Genomic DNA, 18,310 nt, shown 5'->3' on the forward strand with positions numbered 1-18,310 from the left:
CGGTAGCCGTGACCTCCGCGCGGTAGGTCCACCCACCGCGCGGAGGTGGGAGGACCGCGCGACGTGGTGGAGGTACCGCGCGAGGCGGTGGGGCGGCCCCGCGGAACGCAGCCCGCTCGCGGGTGCGCTGACGGGGTCCTCCGCTGCTCGCTCGACGGTGCGCACCGCAGGTCCAGCAGCGGACGGCCCCCGCAGCGGCCGGACGCGAGCCCGCGAGCGCTACACCCCGACGGGCTCGCGCTGCTCGGACGGCTTCCGCGCGGCCACCGGGATCGCGCCCGTGGTCGCGGCGGCCTCGTGCCAGGTGCGATTCGGCTGCACGAAGTCCCGCGAGGCGGCCGCGACGCGCTTCCCCGCGGTGCGCGCGAGGCGGTGGAAAGGCGCCTCCACGAAGCGGGTGAACAGCGCCGCGACGCCGAACGCGACGGGGATCGACACCGCGATCGACACCCAGGTCGGCGCCTGCACCTGGACCAGCAGGAACCGGGCCGCGATGACGATCGGCTCGTGCACGAGGTAAAGGCTGAAGGAGATCCTCCCGAGCCACTGGAACAGCCGCGTGTTCAGCAGCCCGACGGCCGGCCGCCAGAACGCCGCGGCGAGCAGCAGCAGCACGATGCCGGGGATCGCGACGCACTGCAGCATGTCGGCGCGGTGCTGCGAGAGGCCGAGGCCCTGCAGCCACCAGACCGCGCTGGCCAGCAGCAGCCCGACGGCGACGAGCACCGGCCACGCCCAGGCTCGACGGGAGACGACGCGGGCGACCACGACGAGCACGTCCCACAGCACGACCACGACGGCCCCGACGGCGAACAGCGCCAGGTAGAACATCGCGTTCGCGCCGAAGAACGAGCCGAGGCCGAGACACACCGCGAGCGCCGCCAGCACCGCGAGGGGCCTCCTCCGCCCGATCACGGCGATGCCGACGAACAGGGGCAGGAAGGCGGAGAACAGGATCTCCCACTGCAGGCTCCAGAGCGGGCTGATGATCCCGGAGGTGCCGTCGACGAGCATCAGGTCGCCGAGCAGGTCGGCGGGGGTGACGTGGTTCGGCCGGGTGTTCATCCAGTGGCCGAGGATGCGCTCGTTGTGCCGCGGCACGGCGAGCGCGAGCGCGACGCCGAGCAGCAGCGCGACCGCGACGGGTCCGTAGATGCGGACGATACGGCGCGGGTAGAAGGCGACCCAGTCGAAGCCGGGGGAGCGCAGCGCGGGCAGGGTGACGACCAGGCCGCTCAGGATGAAGAAGAGGAACACCGCCTCCGTCCCGCCCCACAGCAGATGGAGGGGGGTGTAGGTCAGGTACCAGGCCAGCGTCCCCGGCGGCACGGGAGGCAGGTCGGGGTAGTAGGCGCGGGCCAGGAACGGCACGGTCAGCAGCGCGTGGTGGATCAGCACGACCACGGCGGCGACGCCCCGCAGCCCGTCGAGGGAGGAGAGCCGCTCCGGCAGCACGGGCGCCGGCGTGGTTGGGCGCGAAGACATGCCGCCCATGCCAGCAGCCGCACGCCGGATCGGAGGGAGGCGGCCCGCGTGTCACCCGAACGGGGGGATTCGGATGGCGGCGCGTCACGCGCGAGCGATCAGGCGCCGGAAGGATCAGGGCGTGTGCAGGGGCGCCCCGTTGGATCCCTCGGCGCGAGCTGATCGTGCTACCGCTAGGCCACGGTTGTACGTCATGTACAGTGTGTACTCGACGTACGACGAGGGGACGGCGATGGACGTGCTGCACTACGCCTCCGCATCCGATGCGAGAGCGCACCTGAAAGACTTGCTCGACGCAGCGCACGGCGGACGGGTGGCGACCGTCGACCGCGACTCCGAGCGGGTGGCGGTCGTCGATGCGACGCGCCTCCGTGATGCGCTCGCCGCGCTGACGGACGCGCGGGCCGAGGTCCTGTTCGAGGAGGGCGAGTGGGCGGCCTTCCTGCCCGGGCTTCCCGTGCATGCCGTCTCGAACACGCTGGACGGCGCCGTCGACGAGCTGATCATCGGCCTGCGCCAGTACGCGTTCGATTGGACGGCTCGGCTGCGGTCGGCACCGAACCACACCGAGAACTGGGGCGTCGTGCAGCTGATCGGGCTGAGCACCGACGCGCAGCTGCGCGACTGGATCAACGCGGCGTGAGCTTCCCGGCCCCGAACCGGTCGGCGCACGACACGTTCTGCCGGATCGAGGGATGGTCCGAGGTGCTCGACGCTCGCGGCCGCCCCGTCGAGCACCACCGGACGTACGAGCTCGTCCTGCCCGACGGTCAGGTGCTGCGCACGCACATCTCGAAGCCGGTCAACGGCGACACCTACGGCGCGCGGCTGTGGTCGCACATCCTCGGCGACGAGCTCGCCGTATCGGCAGAGACGTTCTGGACCTGCGTGCAGAACGGGGTGATGCCGGCGCGGTCCGCACCTTCCGCCCCGAGCGAGGCGGTGCCTCTGGCGCTCGTGCGGGAGCTGCAGCGTCGGCTGCACCTCACGGAGCAGGAGATCGGGGCGATGGACCGCGAGGAGGCCGCGCGCCGGATCGCCGAGTTCTGGTCCACGGGAGGCGGGTGAACCGCAACTCCTGCAGTGTCTGGGCGGGGTCCAGTGCAGTCGGGACGCTCGTCGCCCTGTTGCGCTGTCCCTTGACGTTTCGTCCGGACGCGCTGTGTACCGAGTTGGATCGTGAATGAGCGAGCTAGCGGGTGACGTCGTCATCGGCTCGCCTCGGCGTCTCGGAGTCAGCGGACGTTCCTTCTGGATGCTTGCGTTCCGCTGAGGACGATGGCTTGTTGGCATGCTCTAGCTCGTGCGGGAACGCCGGCGGCGACGACCCGCTGCTTCGCGAGCATCACATCCGCAGGGGCCAGGCCGCGGTCGAAAGCGGTACTCGCCACGTCGGCGACCACGGCCGACTGCACCAGGCGCTCCCGCGGGAGCGCCGTCTGTGCCAGCGGCAGCGTCTTCGTGATGACGAGCGACTCAATCTTCATGGTCGCCTTCACCTGCTTGCGTGCGTCTCGATGCAGTGGGCGAAGGGTGCCGCCAGCGCGGGCGTGACGGCGACGAACGAGCCGAGACTTTACGCTTCTTGTTGCGGGCGATCGCGATCATCGCGTCATTATTCCGTGCTGTCTGCCCCCGTTTTCCCGGGCGACATCGATTGATTCGGAAAGGCTGCTCAGGTTATGTCGGCGGAGAAAGGGATTTGCCCTGTCCCCTGAATAGGGGGTAATGCGGCAATCGGGCAAACCATTAGTGTTCACGGCGGAGGCCACCCACCTCCGTTGCCCTCTCCTACCCGAGCGATTCGGTTCTGCGCATCCGTGCGCCGTCCCGGACGTGGAGACTCATGACCCGAACAGCAGCAATTCCTGTGCGCCCCCATGCCGACGTCTCGTTCCGTACGAGGCTCAAGCTCTGGTGGTGCGCGCGCCAAGACGGCCCCCGCAACGTGCCCTTCATCGACCCCATGGCAGAGCCTGGCAGCGTCAACGCCTCGACGCCCCGCATCGAAGTGCTCGACGCCGACGCCGAGGACCGCGCGCGCGCCGAGTGGCTCGATCTGCACGAGAGGACGCAGCCGATCCGACTAGCGCGCGGCGTCGCTGAGGCCGGCCTCGCGAGCACCATGCGATCAAATGCGGAGCTCACCAAGCGGGGCGTTGACATGAACGACGCGACGGAGGACGGCGAGGCGCTCCGGCGAGGCGCTCGGATCGAGAGTCGGCTGCACGGCGAGATCGCGGTGCACGCGGCCTCGATCGACGAGCACGCGACGGCATCGGTGTTCGCCATCGAGCAGATCTACGCCCGCGCGAACCTGCATGCGGCGCTCTATTGGCACACGCTTCGCCGCTATCACCGGCACCGCGCCGCGCTCGCCGCCGAGCCGCTGGCGCTCGGCATCCCCGCCTGGGTCGACACCGATGCCGTGGCTGCCAGCCCGCGCCTGGCGGACCCGTCGACCCCGGTCGACCTGAACGAGAGGAAACGTCGTGCCAAGAACTGACCGGACCCCGACCGGAGCCGCAGGCGACGCGTCCCGCGTGTCGATGTCGTCGCTCACGCACACGCGGGGTGTCGAACCGCTGGACTACGACTTCCGCGACGTGCACGCGTTCGAGGCGAGTGTCATCGCGACGCTTCGACGCCTCGTTGCGTCCCACTCGGTCGACGGCGAGACGCTCCGTGCCCTCGACGTGCATCTGGCCACCGGCCAGGCCGAGCTCGATCACGGGCTCGACGTGCAACGCACCCACCACACGACGGTCGCGACCGCGCTCGTGGACATCGCGAGCGGCAACTTCGCCGCCGCGAACAAGCAGCTGGAAGAGGCGCAGGTGCACCTCGACCGCGCCACCAGGACCCGCCAGAACCTTGAAGCGAAGCTCGAGCGCCACGACCCCGAGGGGAACAATCATGTCTGACCTGCGCACAATGGCCTCGAGGCTGCGGCTCAGCGAGGAGCCCGCTCGCCCCGGACACATGTCGACTTGGAAGCACGTCGGGGTGTACGCGATCCTGCTCGTGCTTGTCACCGCCGACTACGTGCTGCTGCACCAGTCGCTCGTCATGCTCAACCGGACGGCGAGCGCTGCGGGCTCGATCAGCGGCGAGCTGTACCTCGTTACCGCCGGCTTCTCGGTGATGATGATCCTGCTCCCGCACATCGCGGCGATCGTCGGACGTCGCATCGCCGACGGCATCCTGTATCGCGGGTGGAGCCGGTTCCTCGTCGTCATCGGCGTCGTGTGGGTAGCCGTGCTCGTGCTTGTGACCGCCATGCGGATCGCGGCGAACGTCGACTTCCCGACCGCCGCGCAGCTGGCGACCGGAATCAGCAGTGCAGGCGGCGTCGACCTGCTGGCGCCTTCGAGCCTGATGGCGTACATGACCGCGTTCTTCCTGACCGCGACCGGTCTCGCCAGCTTCTTCATCACCTGGTTCACCAGCCGCCCCCTGCTCGTCGCGGTCGAACGCGCCGAGAAGGCCGAGCGTGCCGCCCTGCAGCAGCGCGATGCGAGCGCTGTCGCGGTGCACGAGGCCGAATCCGATCTCGAGTCGGCCAAGGAGATGGATCAGCGCGACGCGGAGCGTCTCCTGCTTGCGAAGAAGGTCGTGGACGAGCGGATGACCCGGCTGCGCGCCGACATCTTCGCGGTCATCGCCGAGGCCGAGAGCGACCCCAGCATCACTTCCCACCTCATGCGGGAGCTGAACGCCCGTCGCGATCCGCTGACCGTGCTGCCCCTCGCCGACAAGGGGGAGGAGCATTGAGGACGTCCCGCCTCGTCGCAGTCGCCGCGGCGTCCTTGATCAGCCTGACCGCGCTCACGGCCTGCAGCGACTCCGACTCCCAGTCGTGCGATCGCAGCAGTCCGCGCCACCTCGGCATCGTGTACGGCGCCACGAGCAACTCGGCCGCGCCGAAGCTCTCGACGGAGGCATCGAACCTGCTCGACGACGCGGCCATGAGCAACGGCTCCGTGACGATCGTCACGCCGAGCGGGACCCCGCAAATTACCGGACCGATCCCGCTCTCCTCAGCCGCGAACGACGTATCGATCTGCATCGATGACCACGTCAAGGCCGTGGCGACGGTGAAGCAGGCGCTCGCGAAGAGCGCGGCGACGACCAAGGAGGTCGACTACCTCGGCGCGATCGCCGACGCGGCGAGCACGGACAGCGGGTCGTCGATGGGTGTCGTCGTGGTCGGCAGCGGGCTGCAGACGGCCGGCATGCTCGACTTCGCCAAGGACGGGCTGCTCTATCGCGCCCCGAAGTCCGTGGCCGACACCCTGGCTGCGAACCACGAGCTACCGGCGGAGCTGAAGGGCTTGACCATCTACTGGTCCGGGCTCGGCGACGTTGCCGCGCCGCAGGCCGTCCTGCCGGAGTCCGCGAAGCAGAACCTCGAGGCGATCTGGTCAGCCGTGATCGCGAAGGCGGGCGGTGAGCTGAAGCCCCTGTCGGAGCACCTCACTGACGCGCCGAGGTCGGGGCTCCCGACGGTTACGACCGTCCCGATCGGAAAGCCCGACATCTGGAAGGCGCCGTTCTCGCTGAACGACGACCAACTGCACTTCAAGGGCGGATCGGATCGGCTGTCGGATCGGGAGGCCGCGGAGGCGGTCCTGAGGCCGGTCGCCACCAGCATCGTCAAGTACCGGGTGCACGTCACCGTCACGGGTGCGACGTCCGCGCAGGGCGAAGCGACGCAGGTGGATGATCTCGGGCTCTCCAAGCGTCGGGCTCAGACCGTGATCGCGCTGCTCGAGAAGCTGCATGTACCGAGTGACCTGCTAGCGCCGCCCGCAGGGGTCGGACACGAGTGGTGCGGCTTCCAAAAGGAGGTCGCTACGGACGGCAGATCGGCCGACGAGATCGCCGCCGCGAACCGGCGCGTGATCCTCACGTCGGACGGCGTCGGCCTCTGCGGATGACCGAACAGGGCGGCCGGGCGACACATCGCTCTGCCGCCCTCACGCCTGTGATCGTCGGTCACCGAGCTTGGAGCACCGGTCGTGACGGCGGGCATCGGTGAGTTAGTCCTGCTGCTCGCCAGCCCGGGTGTGGTCTCCATGGTCCTCCTTCAGGGGCGTCGGCGGCCGACGTGGTCCGCTGTCGCTGCGGGAGGCGCCCGGCGGCTGGCGCGAGCCCGGGAAGTGGCTGACGGTCACGCTGGCCGCCCAGGTCGTGCTCGGGTTGTTCACCGAACCCGCACCAGGCAGCACCGCGACCGACGTGGCCGTATCGGGGGCGTGCGGTGTGCTCTACGGCGTGGCGTCGAGCGGCGGGCCGGCACTCGAAGGCATGGGCCGCCTGCTCGGTCGTGCGGTCGAGGTCGCGGTGGGCGTCCTCGCCATCGTGCCGATCACCACGGCGTTCTTCTCAAGGGGTTCCGGCCGCTCACCGGCAGGACAGCCGATCTGGGTCAGCGTCGCGATCTTCGCCGGGGTGGTGCTGGCGCTCGCGGCGTCTGTGCTGCTGTCACTGCTGCGCACAGCGACCGGTGAGCTCCTCGCGGCAAGCAGCTGGACTGGCTCTCCTCAGTCCAAAAACTCCTCGGGGTCGAACTCGGCGAGGGGGATGACGCGGATGCGGGGGAGGCGCTGGTTGAAGGCCTTCGCGTCGTACTCGAGGTCGTAGGTGCGCACGCCGAGCTCGGCGTAGACGCCGCTCATGGCCTCCGGGAAGCCGAGCATGGCGACGCCGTGGTCGCTGTCGATCAGCTGCTCGACCTGCGGGGCGAAATCGCGGTCGTGGGAGCCGAGCAGCACGTCGCAGTCGCGGGCGACGAGGGCCTCGAGGGTCTTCTGGATGCCGACGTCGACGACCTTCTCGGGGCCGGTGCCGGCCAGGAGGATCGCGCGGAAGCCGGCGTTCTGGATCGCCGCGACGAAGGGCCACGGCGTGTCGCCGCGGCTGGAGTTGATGAAGAAGAGGCCGATGACGTCCGGCCGCCCGAGGCCGCGGGCGAACTCGATCACCCGTTCCCAGCGAGGGCGGTCGGCGGGCTTCGGCGCGTGGTGGAGGATCGCCGTGCCCAGGGTCGCGTCGAGGTTCTCCCCGTCGATCAGCACGTAGGTCCGGTCGGGCATGGGCGAACGCTACGGCGTGCCCGGGGGCGCGGAGTGGGAGCCGGGTGACCGAGGCGCGGTCGGACGTGGATCGACGATGAATGCGTGGACGTCTGGAAGTGCGCCGCGGCGTCGGCATGATGGACTGGGAGCATCGCGGTCGAGTTCCGGGACCCACGGGTTCGAGAACGCTGCTCCCCGGTCGCGGTACCCAGACTGTCGCGATCAGAGGCGATGGCCGGTTCGCGTCCGCGCGGACTCCGACACGAACACCACGGACTGAGCACGGCCGCGGTGAGAAGGCGAGGAGACCGGATGGTCCGAACCGAAGCAGGGCTCGGCGTTGACTGACCGGCGCACCGACCCGCGAAGGGCAGGCGGCTCCCGCGGTCGCGGCGGCCCGCGCGGCGAGTCAGGCTTGGTCAGGCGGCCGCGAGCACGTGGCGTGGACCGTGCCGGCACCCACCGACCGGGCACCTCGGCCGAGCTCCGTCAGCGGGGGCGCCGGACGATCCCGGTGACCGCGATCGTCCTCGCGAAGAACGAGGAGGCGGGGATCGGCTTCACGCTCAACCGTCTCGACGACTTCGACGAGGTGATCGTCGTCGACTCCTGGAGCACCGACCGCACCGTGCAGATCGCGCAGGACGCGGGCGCCACGGTGGTCCAGTTCACCTGGAACGGCGGGCACCCGAAGAAGAAGCAGTGGTCGCTCGATCACGCGGGTGCGCGGAACGAGTGGGTCCTGCTGCTGGACGCGGACGAGTATCCGTCGGCAGAGCTGGTGCAGGAGATCGCCGACGCGACGGCCCCCGAAGCGATCGCGAGCGCGTACGACATCGAGCTGGACTACTGGTTTGCAGGCCGCGTGCTTGAGCACGGCCACCGCGTGACGAAGCGCTCCCTGCTACGCCGCTCGCGGGTGCGGTTCCCCGAGGTGAACGACCTCGAGGCGCCCGGCATCCGGGAGGTCGAGGGGCACTACCAGCCGGAGGTCATCGGGGAGACGGGACGCCTGCAGGAGCACCTGCAGCACGACGACGTCGATCCCGTGTCCTCCTGGTTCGACCGGCACAACCGGTACTCGGACTGGGAGGCGTACCTGAACGTGCATCCCGAGCTGAAGCACACGATCGCCGAGGCTCGTTCGGCCAAGGGGCAGCGGTTCGCCCGCTTGCCGTTCAAGCCGGCGGTGTTCTTCGGATACAGCTACCTGCTGCGACGAGGGTTCCTGGACGGTCGAGCAGGATTCGACTACGCCTTCGCGCTCGCGTCCTACTACTGGCAGATCGGGGTCAAGACCCGCGAGCTGCGGCGCGACGAGCCGCCGGCGAGCGACCGATGAGCCAGCGCCCTCCCTCGGCCCGCTCCTGGTGACGGCGTCCCGCGAGCACCCTCGGGACGGCGCTGTCGCGGTCGTGATCCCGACGCGGAACCGTCCCCAGCAGGTGCTCCGCGCGGTCCGCAGCGCCCTGCAGCAGACCTCGCCTCCGGCCGAGGTCGTCGTCGTCATCGACGGACCGGACGCGGAGACGGCGCGCGCGCTCCAGCAGGTGGCCGATCCCCGGCTCCTCGTCGTGCCGCTGGAGCGCAACGGAGGCCCCGGGCAGGCGCGGAACGTCGGCATCGCGCACAGCAGCAGCCCGTGGATCGCGCTGCTCGACGACGACGACGAGTGGCTGCCGACGAAGCTCGAGCGCCAGCTGCAGCACATCGGGCAGCGTCCGGGAGGCGGTGCGCGGACGGTCTGCGCGACGGTCGCGGAGTGGCGCATCGACGGCGACGTGTTCCTGTGGCCCACGCGCGCCAACCGCGCGGGCGAGCCCATCGGCGACTACATGTTCGTGCGCAGCGCGGCGGGGGAGGGGCTGCTCGCGCTGCCCACGCTGGTCGTCCCCCGACAGCTGGCGGTCGAGCACCCGTTCCCGGAGCACCTCCGGACGCACGAGGAGTGGGACTGGTACCTGGACCTGGAGGCCGCGGGAGCGGACTGGACCGTGCTGATGGAGCCGCTCGCCGTGGTGCACGCCCCTCGCGCACGCGAATCGGTCAGCACCGCGTCGACCTGGCGGGACTCGCTGTCCTGGGTCGTGGGACGACGCGATCGGCTGAGCCTGCGGGCGTTCTCCGACTTCTGTCTCACGGAGGTCGCGCGGAGTGCGAGAGGATCGGGGGACCTCCGCGGGGTGATCGTGGCGCTCGTCACCGCGATGCGGGGCCGGATCGCGGCGCGGAGTCTGATCAGATTCATCGCCATGGCGCTGCTGCCGTCGGCGCTGCGGTACCGCCTGCACGCTCGGAGGTCCACGCGGCGCCCGACGCCCGCAGCGCCGACGGACCGCGTCGCGCGGACCGGGCCGGCATCCGCGCGGCGCGACGCCTGAAGGAACGACAGTGGAACTCGGTACCTACCTGCTGGCGGTGCGCCGCCGGAGCGCGCTCGTCGCCCTCGTGATCCTGGCCGCGCTGTGCGCGGCGACGGTGCTCTTCATCCTGCGCCCGGTGGACTACCAGTCCACGGCGCGGCTGTTCGTGCGCGTCGACATCGCGACGAACGGCACGGACCTCGCGCAGGGCACCACCTACACGCAGCTCGTCGCGAAGAGCTTCGCCACCGTGAGCTCCAGCCCGTTCGTCCTCGAACCGGTCTCGCGCGGCTCGGGCGGTCGGTACTCGGTGACCGACCTCGCGTCGCGCATCGACGTGGAGGTCGAGCCCTCCACCTCGATCATCGACCTCACCGTTCGACTCCCGGACCCGGCTGATGCCCGCAAGTACGCCGACACGATCGCGGGCCAGAGCGTCGACGCGATCGGGGCGCTGATCCCGACGTCGGCCGGTGGTGCGCCCATCGCCACGATCACCTCGGTGCAGCCGGCGACGCGAGCGCAGCTGGTCGATCCGAACGCGCTCCTGCAGTACCTCGCCGCCGGTGCGGGGGCAGGAGTCGTGCTCGCGGTCGCTCTCGCGCTGCTGCTGGAGCGGCTGCAGCGCCGCATCCGCGACGGCGCGGACGTGCGGCACGAGACGGACGTGCCCTTCCTCGGCACCTTCGGCGCGGGATCCGGCCGCGACGAGCGCCGCCTGTCCGTGCTGACCGTGACCGAGCCCTCCTCCGGCCTGCAGGCGGTCACCGCGCTGGCGACGCTGCCGCAGCGGGATGCTCGGGCCCGGGTCGTGGCTCTGGTGGATGCCGCGCCCGGCGGCAGCCCGGACGCCGCTGCTCTGCTGCTGGAGAGCGCGGTGCAACTGGGCCTCAGCGCGCAGCTGTACGACCTGACGTCCGTGCCGGGTCAGGAGCCGCCGACACGGCAGGGCCGCCGAGCCGCGAACACGGGGACGATCGACCTGCGCGCGGACATGCGGTCGATCATCGGCGCCGCTCGGCCCTACAACGACATGATCTTCGTCCGCGCGGACCGCACCTCCCGCACGATCTACGAGATGCTCGTGGCCCGCGAGGTCGATGCGACGCTCGTCGTCGTCGGCCTGGGCCGGACGTCCAGGCGGGATCTCGCGGACGCCCTCGATCTCGCGTCCTCGTTCGCGTCACCGGAGCTGTTCATGGTCCCGTTCCGCGACACCCGGACCGCGCCGAAGCAGCGACCGAAGCCCAAGCCGGCGGGTCGCAGCGGCCTGCCTCCTCAGCAGAAGTCGATCGGTCGCTCGTGAGCTGGCCGGTCCGCGACAGCACGCGTCGTCCAGCCCGCAGCGTGCTGCACCTCGTGGACGATCTGAAGATCGGCGGCGCGCAGCAGCTGGTCGTGCAGATGAGCAACGACCGTGCAGCGCGAGGCGATGCGGTCGCCGTCGTCGCTCGAGACGGCGGACCGCTGTGGCAGGACCTCGACGCCGCCGTCGATCGACTGCCGTGGCGTCCATCCGCACGGCTCGTGGACGCCGGACTGATGATCGCTCGCCTGCGCCGGATTCTTCGACGCCGACGGGTGCAGATCGTGCACGTGCACGGACGGATGCTGGCCATCGTCGCCAACCAGGCCGTTCGCGGACTGTCGACCGTGGTCGTCGAGCACGTGCACAACACCTTCGCGGCGACGAAGATTGCTCGCGCTGTCAGCTTCCGAAGCCCGTACCTCATCGCGTGCGGGACCGCGGTGCAGCGGATGCTCGTCGACGACTTCGCCCGGCCGCCCCACTCCGTTCGACTCATCGTCAACGGCGTGCCGGACGGTGGCGCGCAAGAACCGATGCCGGACGCGCGCCGCTCGCGAGGGCTGCGCCTGGTCTCCGTGGGCGGTCTCACCGAGCAGAAGGACCCGGCCCGCTTCCTCCGCGTCGTGGACGAGCTGCACCACCTCGACGCAATCGAACGGGCGGTCTGGGTCGGCCCAGGTGACGTCGCCCGCTGGAACGCGGCGGCGGCGGACCGCGGCCTGGGTGGAATGGCGCAGTTCATTGGCCCGGTCGACGTTCCTCGTTCTCACCTCGACGCGGCCGACGTGCTGCTGATGACCTCGCGCCACGAGGGCCTGCCGCTGGTCGCGCTGGAGGCGCTAAGCGCGGGACGCGGCGTGGTGCTGCCGGACGTCGGCTCATGCCGTGACGTGTTCGAGGTCGAGCCCGCCGCCGGCGTGCTGTACCCGCCAGGGCAGGGCGACGCCGTGCTCGCCCGGAGGCTCGCGGACGAGGCCGACCGCGGCTCGCCGGCGGCGTGGGGCCACGCTGCCCGTCAGGCGTACGAGCGCGCGTTCACGCTGGACGTCATGCTGGAGTCCGTCGACCGGCTGTACGCGGAGGTCCTCGCGCGATGAGCACCTCGCCGGCAGCCGCGCTGAGCGTCCTCCACCGGCCCGGCAATGATCCGCGCGCCCCCGGCGACCCGGCCCGGCTGGCGCGGATCGGAGTGCTGCTGACCGCGGGCAGCGTCTTCCTGATCAGCCCGCCCGGCGCGCTCAACTTCCTCCGCCTCGTCCCGGTGCTGATCCCGGTCGTGCTGCTGCACCTGCATCTGATCCGGTCCATGGGCGTGCGGGCGGCCGCGGTGCGGGTCTCCCTGCCCCTGGTGGCGCTGCTGGCGTGGTGGCTGGTGACGACGACCTGGAGCGTCGACCCGAGCTTCACGCTCGTGCAGACGACCGCCAGCGCGCTCGCCGTGCTCGCGGGTTCGGTCGCCGGGACTGCGCTGTCGCGGCAGCAGCTGCTGGCGGGGGTCGCGCTCGGCGGCTTCCTCGCGCTCGCCGCATCGGTGCTGTTCGCCGTGGTCGACCCCGCGGCCGCCCTGGAGCAGGGCGACTACCAGAACGGCGCCCTGCACGGCATCTACGTGGAGCGCAACGTGCTCGCCGCCGTGCTGCTGGTCCCGACCGTCGCAGCCGTTGCGCTGCTGCTGATCGGCGGCGCGGAGCGCCTGCTGCCGCGCCTCGGACTCGCGGCGGCGATGGTCGCCGGGCTCCTCGCGACCAGCTCGAGCACGGCGCTCGCGGCCTTCCTCGCGGCGACCGCCCTGCTCGTGGCGTTGCGGATCATCGCGCTGCTGCCCCGCGGGGCGCGGACCGTCGTGGTCCCGCTGCTGTTCGTCGGGGTGGTGGCGGTCGCGGCAGTGGCGGCCTCCGATCCGGAGGCGGCGATCACCGGCCTGCAGCGCGACAGCACCCTGACCGGCCGCGTCGTGATCTGGCAGGCCGCGCAGGACCTGATCCAGCAGCGGCCGTTCATCGGCTTCGGCCGCGGCGTGCCGTGGGACGCGGGCAGCGTGGTGGGCGACTTCATGTCGTCGTCCGTCGGGTTCGCCGTCTCCAGCGCACACAGCGGCTACCTGCAGACCCTGCTCGAGACCGGCTGGGTGGGTGCCGCGCTCCTCGGGCTCGTGGTCCTGGTGCTGCTCGTGCTCTCGGTGCGTAACCTCATCCGCGGCGAGTTCGCGGGCGCGTGGGGCGTGGGACTGCTGGGCGCGCTGGTGCTGCACAACTACGCCGAGGCGAGCATCCTGTCGTCGCTGACGATCTACCTGCTCGCCGCGGCGCTCGCGGCCGCTGGCAGGGCGCGGGAGGTGCTCAGCGCGTCGCGCTCCGCGCCGCTCGCAGCGCCACCGCCAGCGTGACCGCCGCGCTGGCGACGTTGCTCAGGAGGGAGGCGATCGCGGCCTGCACGGCGGCCTGCGGGCCGCCGACGAGCACGAGCATCGCGACGACCGTCGCCGCAGCGGAGAACGCCCCGCAGACGATCAGCTGACGACGCGCGGCGAGGGTCGTGAGGATGCCCTGAGCCAGGTCGAAGATCAGCAGCGGCACCACGGCCACGGCGAGGATCTGCAGGGGGAGCACGGAGCCGGCGTAATCCGCACCGAACAGGACGGCGACGAGGAACGGCGCCAGCAGGACCAGTGCGGCGGCGCCGAGCGAGCCGATGATGCCGACGAGCAGGATCTCCTTCTCCATCTCGCCGACGGGGCGATGCCGCACCAGCAGGATCTGGATCCGCGCCTTGAATGGCGCGGAGAGGGCGAGCGCGGCGGTGGTCACGCTCGCGGGTGCGGCGTAGATGCCCAGCTGCTCGGGCGACGTCCGCAGCTGCAGCACCACCAGGTCAGCGCGCAGCGCGACGGCGTTGAACACGTCGAACGCGATGACCGCCGCGCCCAGCGCGAGCATCGAGCGACCGGGACCGGTGGCGCCGTCGGCGCCGTGGTGACGCAGCGCGTACGGGAGCACGGCGATCACGGCGCCGAGGACCACCGACGCCTGCGACGCGACGACGGCCGTCGTCAGGTCGAGCGCGGAGGCGGCGACGAGGGTCCCCAGGGCGGCGATCCGGATCAGCGCCGTGGCGAGGTTCATGAAGGCCGGCCCGCGCAGTCGTCCGCCCGCGATGGAGAGCGACCGCCACAGCCCGGTGAACACGAGCAGCGGCACGAACACCGCGCCGGCGATCGACCCGGCCAGTGGCAGGCCGAGCACGAGCAGGACGATCAGGGTGGCGACAGCGGCGCCACCGCCGAACACCAGGGCGACGCGACGGTGCTCGCGGTAGCGCAGATCACCCTCGCGGGCGCGGGCGATGATCAGCTCCTGCTGCCCCCATGCCCCGACGGTGACGAAGAACGCGGCGACCGCCATGATCACGCCGAACTGTCCCCGAGCGGCGGGCTCCAGCCCTCGCGCGAGTAGGGGAGCGGTGATCAGGGTCGCCAGCGGCGACGTCGCGTAGAGCGCGAGCTCGAGGAGCCGCTTCAGCACCGGCACCGGCACGGGCGCTCAGCGACCGAGGAGACGCGCCGCTGCTTCGGCGTCGCGGGTCCTGGCGATGGGGTCGACCTCCGGCTCCGGGAACGTGAGGTCCGTTGCGACCGGGGCTCCGCCGGGCGAGCGTAGCGGAGGGGCTCCGGCTGCGCGGAGGGGAGGCGGGGCCGCCAGCAGGCGCACCTACCATTGCCGCGTGGGGCGGTGGCTGAGGCGGTTCCGGGTGATCCCGGTGATCGGCGGGGCGGTCGTGCTGCTCGTGCTGCTGGGCGCGGCGCTCGCCGCCAGGCAGAGCGCGCTCGGTCTGGTCGACAGCTCGTCCGAGCAGTTCCGGCCCGCCCCGATGACGACACCGCTCCCTCTGCGGCGGGTCGCGGTGTTCGGCGACTCGTACGCGGTCGGAACGGGTGCGTCGACGACGGAGCAGGGATTCGTGCGACGGCTGGCCGTGCTCGAGCGCTGGCGGATCGACGATGAGGCGCATGGCGGCACCGGCTACGCCACGGCCGGCACGACGGGCGTCGCCGGGTGCGACACGTCCTCCTGCCCCACGTTCAGCGGCGCCCTCTCGGACGCCCCCGACAACGCCCCCGACGCCGTGCTGGTGTTCGGCGGCCGCAACGACGTCGGACGATCCACCGCGAACCTGCAGAAGGCGATCCCGACGTTCTACGACGCGCTCTGCGCGAAGTACCCGGACGCCGACGTCTACGCCGTGTCCCCTGTATGGGACAGCAGGACGCCGCCGTCGCAGTTGGTGACGATCCAGAACCTGGTCCGCGGTGCGGTGAGCACGTGCAGCCGCGGCCGCTACCTCGACATCGGCGAACCGCTGCGGGGGAAGTCGGGGCTGATCGTGAGCGACGGCGTCCACCCGAACGACGAGGGCCACGCGGTGCTGGCCCGGGCGGTCGTGACCGCGCTCGACGGGGCGCGGTGACCGACCGGGATCCAGGCGCGGCCGTCTCCCGTCGCACGTTCGCACTGCTCGGCGCGGGCGCCGTCACCGCCGGCCTGGTCGGCTGCACGGAGACGCCCGACGAGCCGACCGATCGCCGGACCAGTACGCCGGTCGGTGGTTATCGCCCGGTCGCCATCGGCGGAGGCGGCTGGGTCACGGGCTTCGCCCAGTCCGGCGCGATCACCTACGCCCGCACCGACGTGGGCGGCGCCTACGCGCTCGGACCCCAGGGCGTCTGGCGCCAGCTGCTCACGGTCGCGGCCGTCGGCGACGACGTCGACCCGGCCGACTACCGCGTGGACGCGATCGCCTGCGCCGCCACCGACGCGCGGAGGGTCGCGCTGCTCGTCGCCCCGAGCGACAGCGGAACGCTCGGGAACCTGCTGCTGTCGAAGAACGGCGGGGTTCGGTGGACCCGGTCGAGGTCCAGGTGGCCGGTCGCCGAGACGACCGACGGCGCCGGTGGCGACCGCATCGCGTTCGATCCGCAGGACGACAGCCGCCTCGTCGTCGCAACGGGGGACCGGCAGCTGTACGCGTCGGACGACTTCGGCGGCACCTGGTCGACCCTTCCCGTGCCATCCGCGGGGACCGGGACGTATTCCGCGGTGCTCGCCACGAGCGCGGGAGAGGGCACGCCGTTCCCGGTGCTGTGGCTCGCCGTTGTCGGCTCCGGCCTGTGGCGCTCCGCCGACCGCGGCGGCAGCTGGACGAAGGTGCACCCGCTCAAGCACCCGATGGATCGGATCAGCGACCTGCAACCGAGCGACGGCGGCCTGCTGCTGTGCGTCGAGTCGATGGCCGGCACCGGCGGACTGTTCCGCGCCGATCTCGACGGGGGAGGAGCGACATCGATCGGGCCGAGCGCCGTCAGCGCCCGGTCGATCGCCGTCGACCCGACGGATCCCGATCACGGCTTCCTCGTGCCGTCGTACGTCGACCCCTCGCAGGTGCTCTACGCGAGCAGCGACCTGACCGCCGCCCGCCCGATGTGGACGAGTCGCCGCTGGTCGATCGGCGGTGGCGGCAGCAGCACCTGGCCCGAACGGGTGACCCTGGAGACCCTGTCGAGCGGCCAGGTCAGATACGTCGACGACCGGCTGCTGTACGCGGAGGGGATGGGCGTCTGGGACATCGATGCCACCGGAGGCGCCGCGCTGCTGACCCTGGCGAGCAGCGGCATCGAGGAGCTGGTGGGCAACAGCGTCCTCAAGCCGGCCGACGGCCCGCTGCTGACGGCATCGTTCGACCGCGGCGTGCTCGCGGTGACTCCACCGACCGGCTCGCGGCCGACCGTCACCCCGCTTCGCCGAGGCTTCGGCTCCGCCTGGGACCTCAGCGTCTCGCCGACCGATCCGACCTTCGTCGCCGCCGTGCTCGACGACCACCAGGACCCGACGGGCAGAACCGTCCACGAGCGACGCGCCTCCGGCTACTCGACCGACGGCGGCCGCACCTGGACCCGCTTCCCGGCGCTGCAGAAGAGCCCCCCGGCCGACCTGCTCTTCGGGAACATCGCGATCTCCGCCGACGACAACGACAACCTCGTCTGGTTGCCCTCGAACCTGTCCGGCACCGCCTCCGCCGTCTACTGGACGGCCGACCGCGGCACAACCTGGGTGCGCGCGCACCTGCTCGGCCTGACGGAAGACGACCTGCTGCACCCGACCTTCACGCTCGCTCGCAAGGCGCTCGTGGCCGACCCGAGGCATCGCGGTCAGTTCACCATCTTCGGGTCGACCCGCGAGGGGACCCCGGTGCTCTGGCGCAGCACCGATCGCGGAGCGTCCTGGAGCAAGGTCGCCACCCGCGGACTCGAGACCGTGCGGAACGCGCGGTACGGCGTCAGAGTTCTGGCCATCGGTTCGGGCCTGCTTGCGGTCACGGGCACGAGTGACGGCGGCGTGCTCCGCGGCACCCCGGCGGGGGATTGGACGTCGGACGTTTCGGTCCGGGGAGGCGTCGCGCTCGCAGCCGGTCCGCGCCAAGCGAACGGTCCCGCCGACGCCGTCTACCTTTACGCGGGTGCGCCGGACGATGCCGGTCTGCACGTCTCCATCGACGGTGCGAAGACCTGGCGCCGCTGCGCCGGCCCAGTGCTCGACCTGGCGGCACCCGTCCGCTCGATCGCCGCTGACCCGCGCGCATCCGGCCGGGTCTACCTCGCGACGGGCGGCAGCGGCTACGCCGTGATCGATGTGGCGTTGCGGTTCATGCGCTGACCCGCCCTGGTGGTCGCGATACGAGCGGGAAAGGCCCGGGAGGAGCCCCAATCGTCGCTGAGGTTCACCCCGGTGAGCCGTGGACAGCGGATGTTGCAGTCAGGTTCGTTTGCGATCTTGACGGGCCTCGAGCAAGCGCCGGGTCCTGACACTGCAGCGCAACAGCATGCGTATAGGCGGCAGACGTAGTGCCCAGATGCGCGAACTCCTGGCACCATAGGACCAACCGTGTCCAACGGAGCGCGCGCCGTCCCTGTCTACCCCGTCATCCGGAGCCGCCCGTGCCGTTCAAGAAGGTCGCTTTCATCACTGGGATCACGGGTCAGGACGGGTCGTACCTGGCTGAGCTGCTGCTGGCGAAGGGGT

Annotated in this window: 18 protein-coding genes; 14 read left to right on the forward strand and 4 right to left on the reverse strand. The window is 71.3% G+C overall.

The features are described from left to right. Window positions 1-219: 219 nt before the first annotated feature. On the reverse strand, window positions 220-1,485 hold the full coding sequence (locus ACFE60_RS03190) for an acyltransferase family protein (RefSeq protein ID WP_375387391.1): 1,266 nt from the start codon (window positions 1,483-1,485) through the stop codon (window positions 220-222). 193 nt (window positions 1,486-1,678) lie between these two features. Here ACFE60_RS03190 and ACFE60_RS03195 point away from each other — a divergent pair, with 193 nt between their 5' ends. After that, window positions 1,679-2,128, forward strand: coding sequence for a hypothetical protein (locus ACFE60_RS03195; RefSeq protein WP_375387392.1), 450 nt, complete (start codon window positions 1,679-1,681; stop codon window positions 2,126-2,128). Further along, the gene (locus ACFE60_RS03200) at window positions 2,125-2,553 is read left to right on the forward strand and encodes a cytotoxic translational repressor of toxin-antitoxin stability system (protein WP_375387393.1); all 429 of its coding nucleotides are present in this window, start codon (window positions 2,125-2,127) and stop codon (window positions 2,551-2,553) included. Before ACFE60_RS03195 ends, ACFE60_RS03200 begins: the two co-directional genes overlap by 4 nt. Before the next feature lie 167 nt (window positions 2,554-2,720). Here ACFE60_RS03200 and ACFE60_RS03205 read toward each other — a convergent pair whose 3' ends face one another. After that, the gene (locus ACFE60_RS03205; protein ID WP_375387394.1) at window positions 2,721-2,972 is read right to left on the reverse strand and encodes a hypothetical protein; all 252 of its coding nucleotides are present in this window, start codon (window positions 2,970-2,972) and stop codon (window positions 2,721-2,723) included. A gap of 461 nt (window positions 2,973-3,433) precedes the next feature. Between ACFE60_RS03205 and ACFE60_RS03210 the strand changes: the two genes are divergently transcribed. Genes ACFE60_RS03210 through ACFE60_RS03225 form a run of 4 tightly spaced genes read left to right on the forward strand, consistent with a single transcriptional unit; the run spans window position 3,434 to window position 6,425 of the window. Beyond that, window positions 3,434-3,991 carry a hypothetical protein gene (locus ACFE60_RS03210; RefSeq protein WP_375387395.1) on the forward strand — a complete coding sequence of 186 codons (558 nt, stop codon included), beginning with the start codon at window positions 3,434-3,436 and terminating at the stop codon, window positions 3,989-3,991. 37 nt (window positions 3,992-4,028) lie between these two features. Beyond that, a complete protein-coding gene (locus ACFE60_RS03215; RefSeq protein WP_375387396.1) occupies window positions 4,029-4,409 on the forward strand; it encodes a hypothetical protein in 381 nt (126 codons plus the stop codon). Between the two features lie 58 nt (window positions 4,410-4,467). Then, window positions 4,468-5,259 (forward strand): hypothetical protein, encoded by a 792-nt coding sequence (locus ACFE60_RS03220; RefSeq protein ID WP_375387397.1) that lies wholly within the window; start codon window positions 4,468-4,470, stop codon window positions 5,257-5,259. Continuing rightward, entirely contained in the window at window positions 5,256-6,425 is a 1,170-nt protein-coding gene (locus tag ACFE60_RS03225; protein ID WP_375387398.1) for a hypothetical protein, read from the forward strand. The genes ACFE60_RS03220 and ACFE60_RS03225 overlap by 4 nt, the downstream gene beginning before the upstream one ends. A gap of 606 nt (window positions 6,426-7,031) precedes the next feature. Here ACFE60_RS03225 and ACFE60_RS03230 read toward each other — a convergent pair. After that, on the reverse strand, window positions 7,032-7,583 hold the full coding sequence (locus tag ACFE60_RS03230; RefSeq protein ID WP_375387399.1) for an NYN domain-containing protein: 552 nt from the start codon (window positions 7,581-7,583) through the stop codon (window positions 7,032-7,034). 496 nt (window positions 7,584-8,079) lie between these two features. Here ACFE60_RS03230 and ACFE60_RS03235 point away from each other — a divergent pair, with 496 nt between their 5' ends. From ACFE60_RS03235 to ACFE60_RS03255, 5 genes are all read left to right on the forward strand, one after another. Further along, on the forward strand, window positions 8,080-8,907 hold the full coding sequence (locus ACFE60_RS03235) for a glycosyltransferase family 2 protein (protein ID WP_375387400.1): 828 nt from the start codon (window positions 8,080-8,082) through the stop codon (window positions 8,905-8,907). Between the two features lie 73 nt (window positions 8,908-8,980). Then, the gene (locus tag ACFE60_RS03240; protein ID WP_375387406.1) at window positions 8,981-9,946 is read left to right on the forward strand and encodes a glycosyltransferase family 2 protein; all 966 of its coding nucleotides are present in this window, start codon (window positions 8,981-8,983) and stop codon (window positions 9,944-9,946) included. Window positions 9,947-9,956: 10 nt separating this feature from the next. Then, the gene (locus tag ACFE60_RS03245; protein WP_375387401.1) at window positions 9,957-11,234 is read left to right on the forward strand and encodes a YveK family protein; all 1,278 of its coding nucleotides are present in this window, start codon (window positions 9,957-9,959) and stop codon (window positions 11,232-11,234) included. A 98-nt stretch (window positions 11,235-11,332) separates the two neighbouring features. After that, window positions 11,333-12,334 carry a glycosyltransferase family 4 protein gene (locus ACFE60_RS03250; RefSeq protein WP_375387407.1) on the forward strand — a complete coding sequence of 334 codons (1,002 nt, stop codon included), beginning with the start codon at window positions 11,333-11,335 and terminating at the stop codon, window positions 12,332-12,334. Next, a complete protein-coding gene (locus tag ACFE60_RS03255) occupies window positions 12,331-13,623 on the forward strand; it encodes an O-antigen ligase family protein (protein WP_375387402.1) in 1,293 nt (430 codons plus the stop codon). The genes ACFE60_RS03250 and ACFE60_RS03255 overlap by 4 nt, the downstream gene beginning before the upstream one ends. Here the strand turns inward: ACFE60_RS03255 and ACFE60_RS03260 are convergent. Next, the gene (locus ACFE60_RS03260; RefSeq protein ID WP_375387403.1) at window positions 13,577-14,770 is read right to left on the reverse strand and encodes a lipopolysaccharide biosynthesis protein; all 1,194 of its coding nucleotides are present in this window, start codon (window positions 14,768-14,770) and stop codon (window positions 13,577-13,579) included. The genes ACFE60_RS03255 and ACFE60_RS03260 overlap by 47 nt on opposite strands. Window positions 14,771-14,957: 187 nt before the next feature. On the opposite strand from ACFE60_RS03260, the gene ACFE60_RS03265 reads away from it, so the two are divergent. The 3 genes from ACFE60_RS03265 to ACFE60_RS03275 all read left to right on the forward strand — a co-directional run. Continuing rightward, the gene (locus ACFE60_RS03265; RefSeq protein ID WP_375387404.1) at window positions 14,958-15,701 is read left to right on the forward strand and encodes an SGNH/GDSL hydrolase family protein; all 744 of its coding nucleotides are present in this window, start codon (window positions 14,958-14,960) and stop codon (window positions 15,699-15,701) included. After that, window positions 15,698-17,944: a hypothetical protein gene (locus ACFE60_RS03270; protein WP_375387405.1), complete on the forward strand. Its 2,247-nt coding sequence runs from the start codon at window positions 15,698-15,700 to the stop codon at window positions 17,942-17,944. The genes ACFE60_RS03265 and ACFE60_RS03270 overlap by 4 nt, the downstream gene beginning before the upstream one ends. Window positions 17,945-18,225: 281 nt before the next feature. After that, the coding region (locus ACFE60_RS03275; RefSeq protein WP_375387408.1) for a GDP-mannose 4,6-dehydratase at window positions 18,226-18,310 on the forward strand (85 nt) is incomplete at its 3' end.

The organism is uncultured Amnibacterium sp. (genome assembly GCF_964245895.1).
Lineage (GTDB): Bacteria > Actinomycetota > Actinomycetes > Actinomycetales > Microbacteriaceae > Amnibacterium.

Bases quoted from the DNA above. Each gene is read 5' to 3' on its own strand.
- ACFE60_RS03190 (WP_375387391.1), bottom strand. From the start codon at position 1,485: ATGTCTTCGCGCCCAACCACGCCGGCGCCCGTGCTGCCGGAGCGGCTC.
- ACFE60_RS03195 (WP_375387392.1), top strand. From the start codon at position 1,679: ATGTACAGTGTGTACTCGACGTACGACGAGGGGACGGCGATGGACGTG.
- ACFE60_RS03205 (WP_375387394.1), bottom strand. From the start codon at position 2,972: ATGAAGATTGAGTCGCTCGTCATCACGAAGACGCTGCCGCTGGCACAG.
- ACFE60_RS03220 (WP_375387397.1), top strand. From the start codon at position 4,468: ATGTCGACTTGGAAGCACGTCGGGGTGTACGCGATCCTGCTCGTGCTT.
- ACFE60_RS03230 (WP_375387399.1), bottom strand. From the start codon at position 7,583: ATGCCCGACCGGACCTACGTGCTGATCGACGGGGAGAACCTCGACGCG.
- ACFE60_RS03250 (WP_375387407.1), top strand. From the start codon at position 11,333: ATGAGCAACGACCGTGCAGCGCGAGGCGATGCGGTCGCCGTCGTCGCT.
- ACFE60_RS03255 (WP_375387402.1), top strand. From the start codon at position 12,331: ATGAGCACCTCGCCGGCAGCCGCGCTGAGCGTCCTCCACCGGCCCGGC.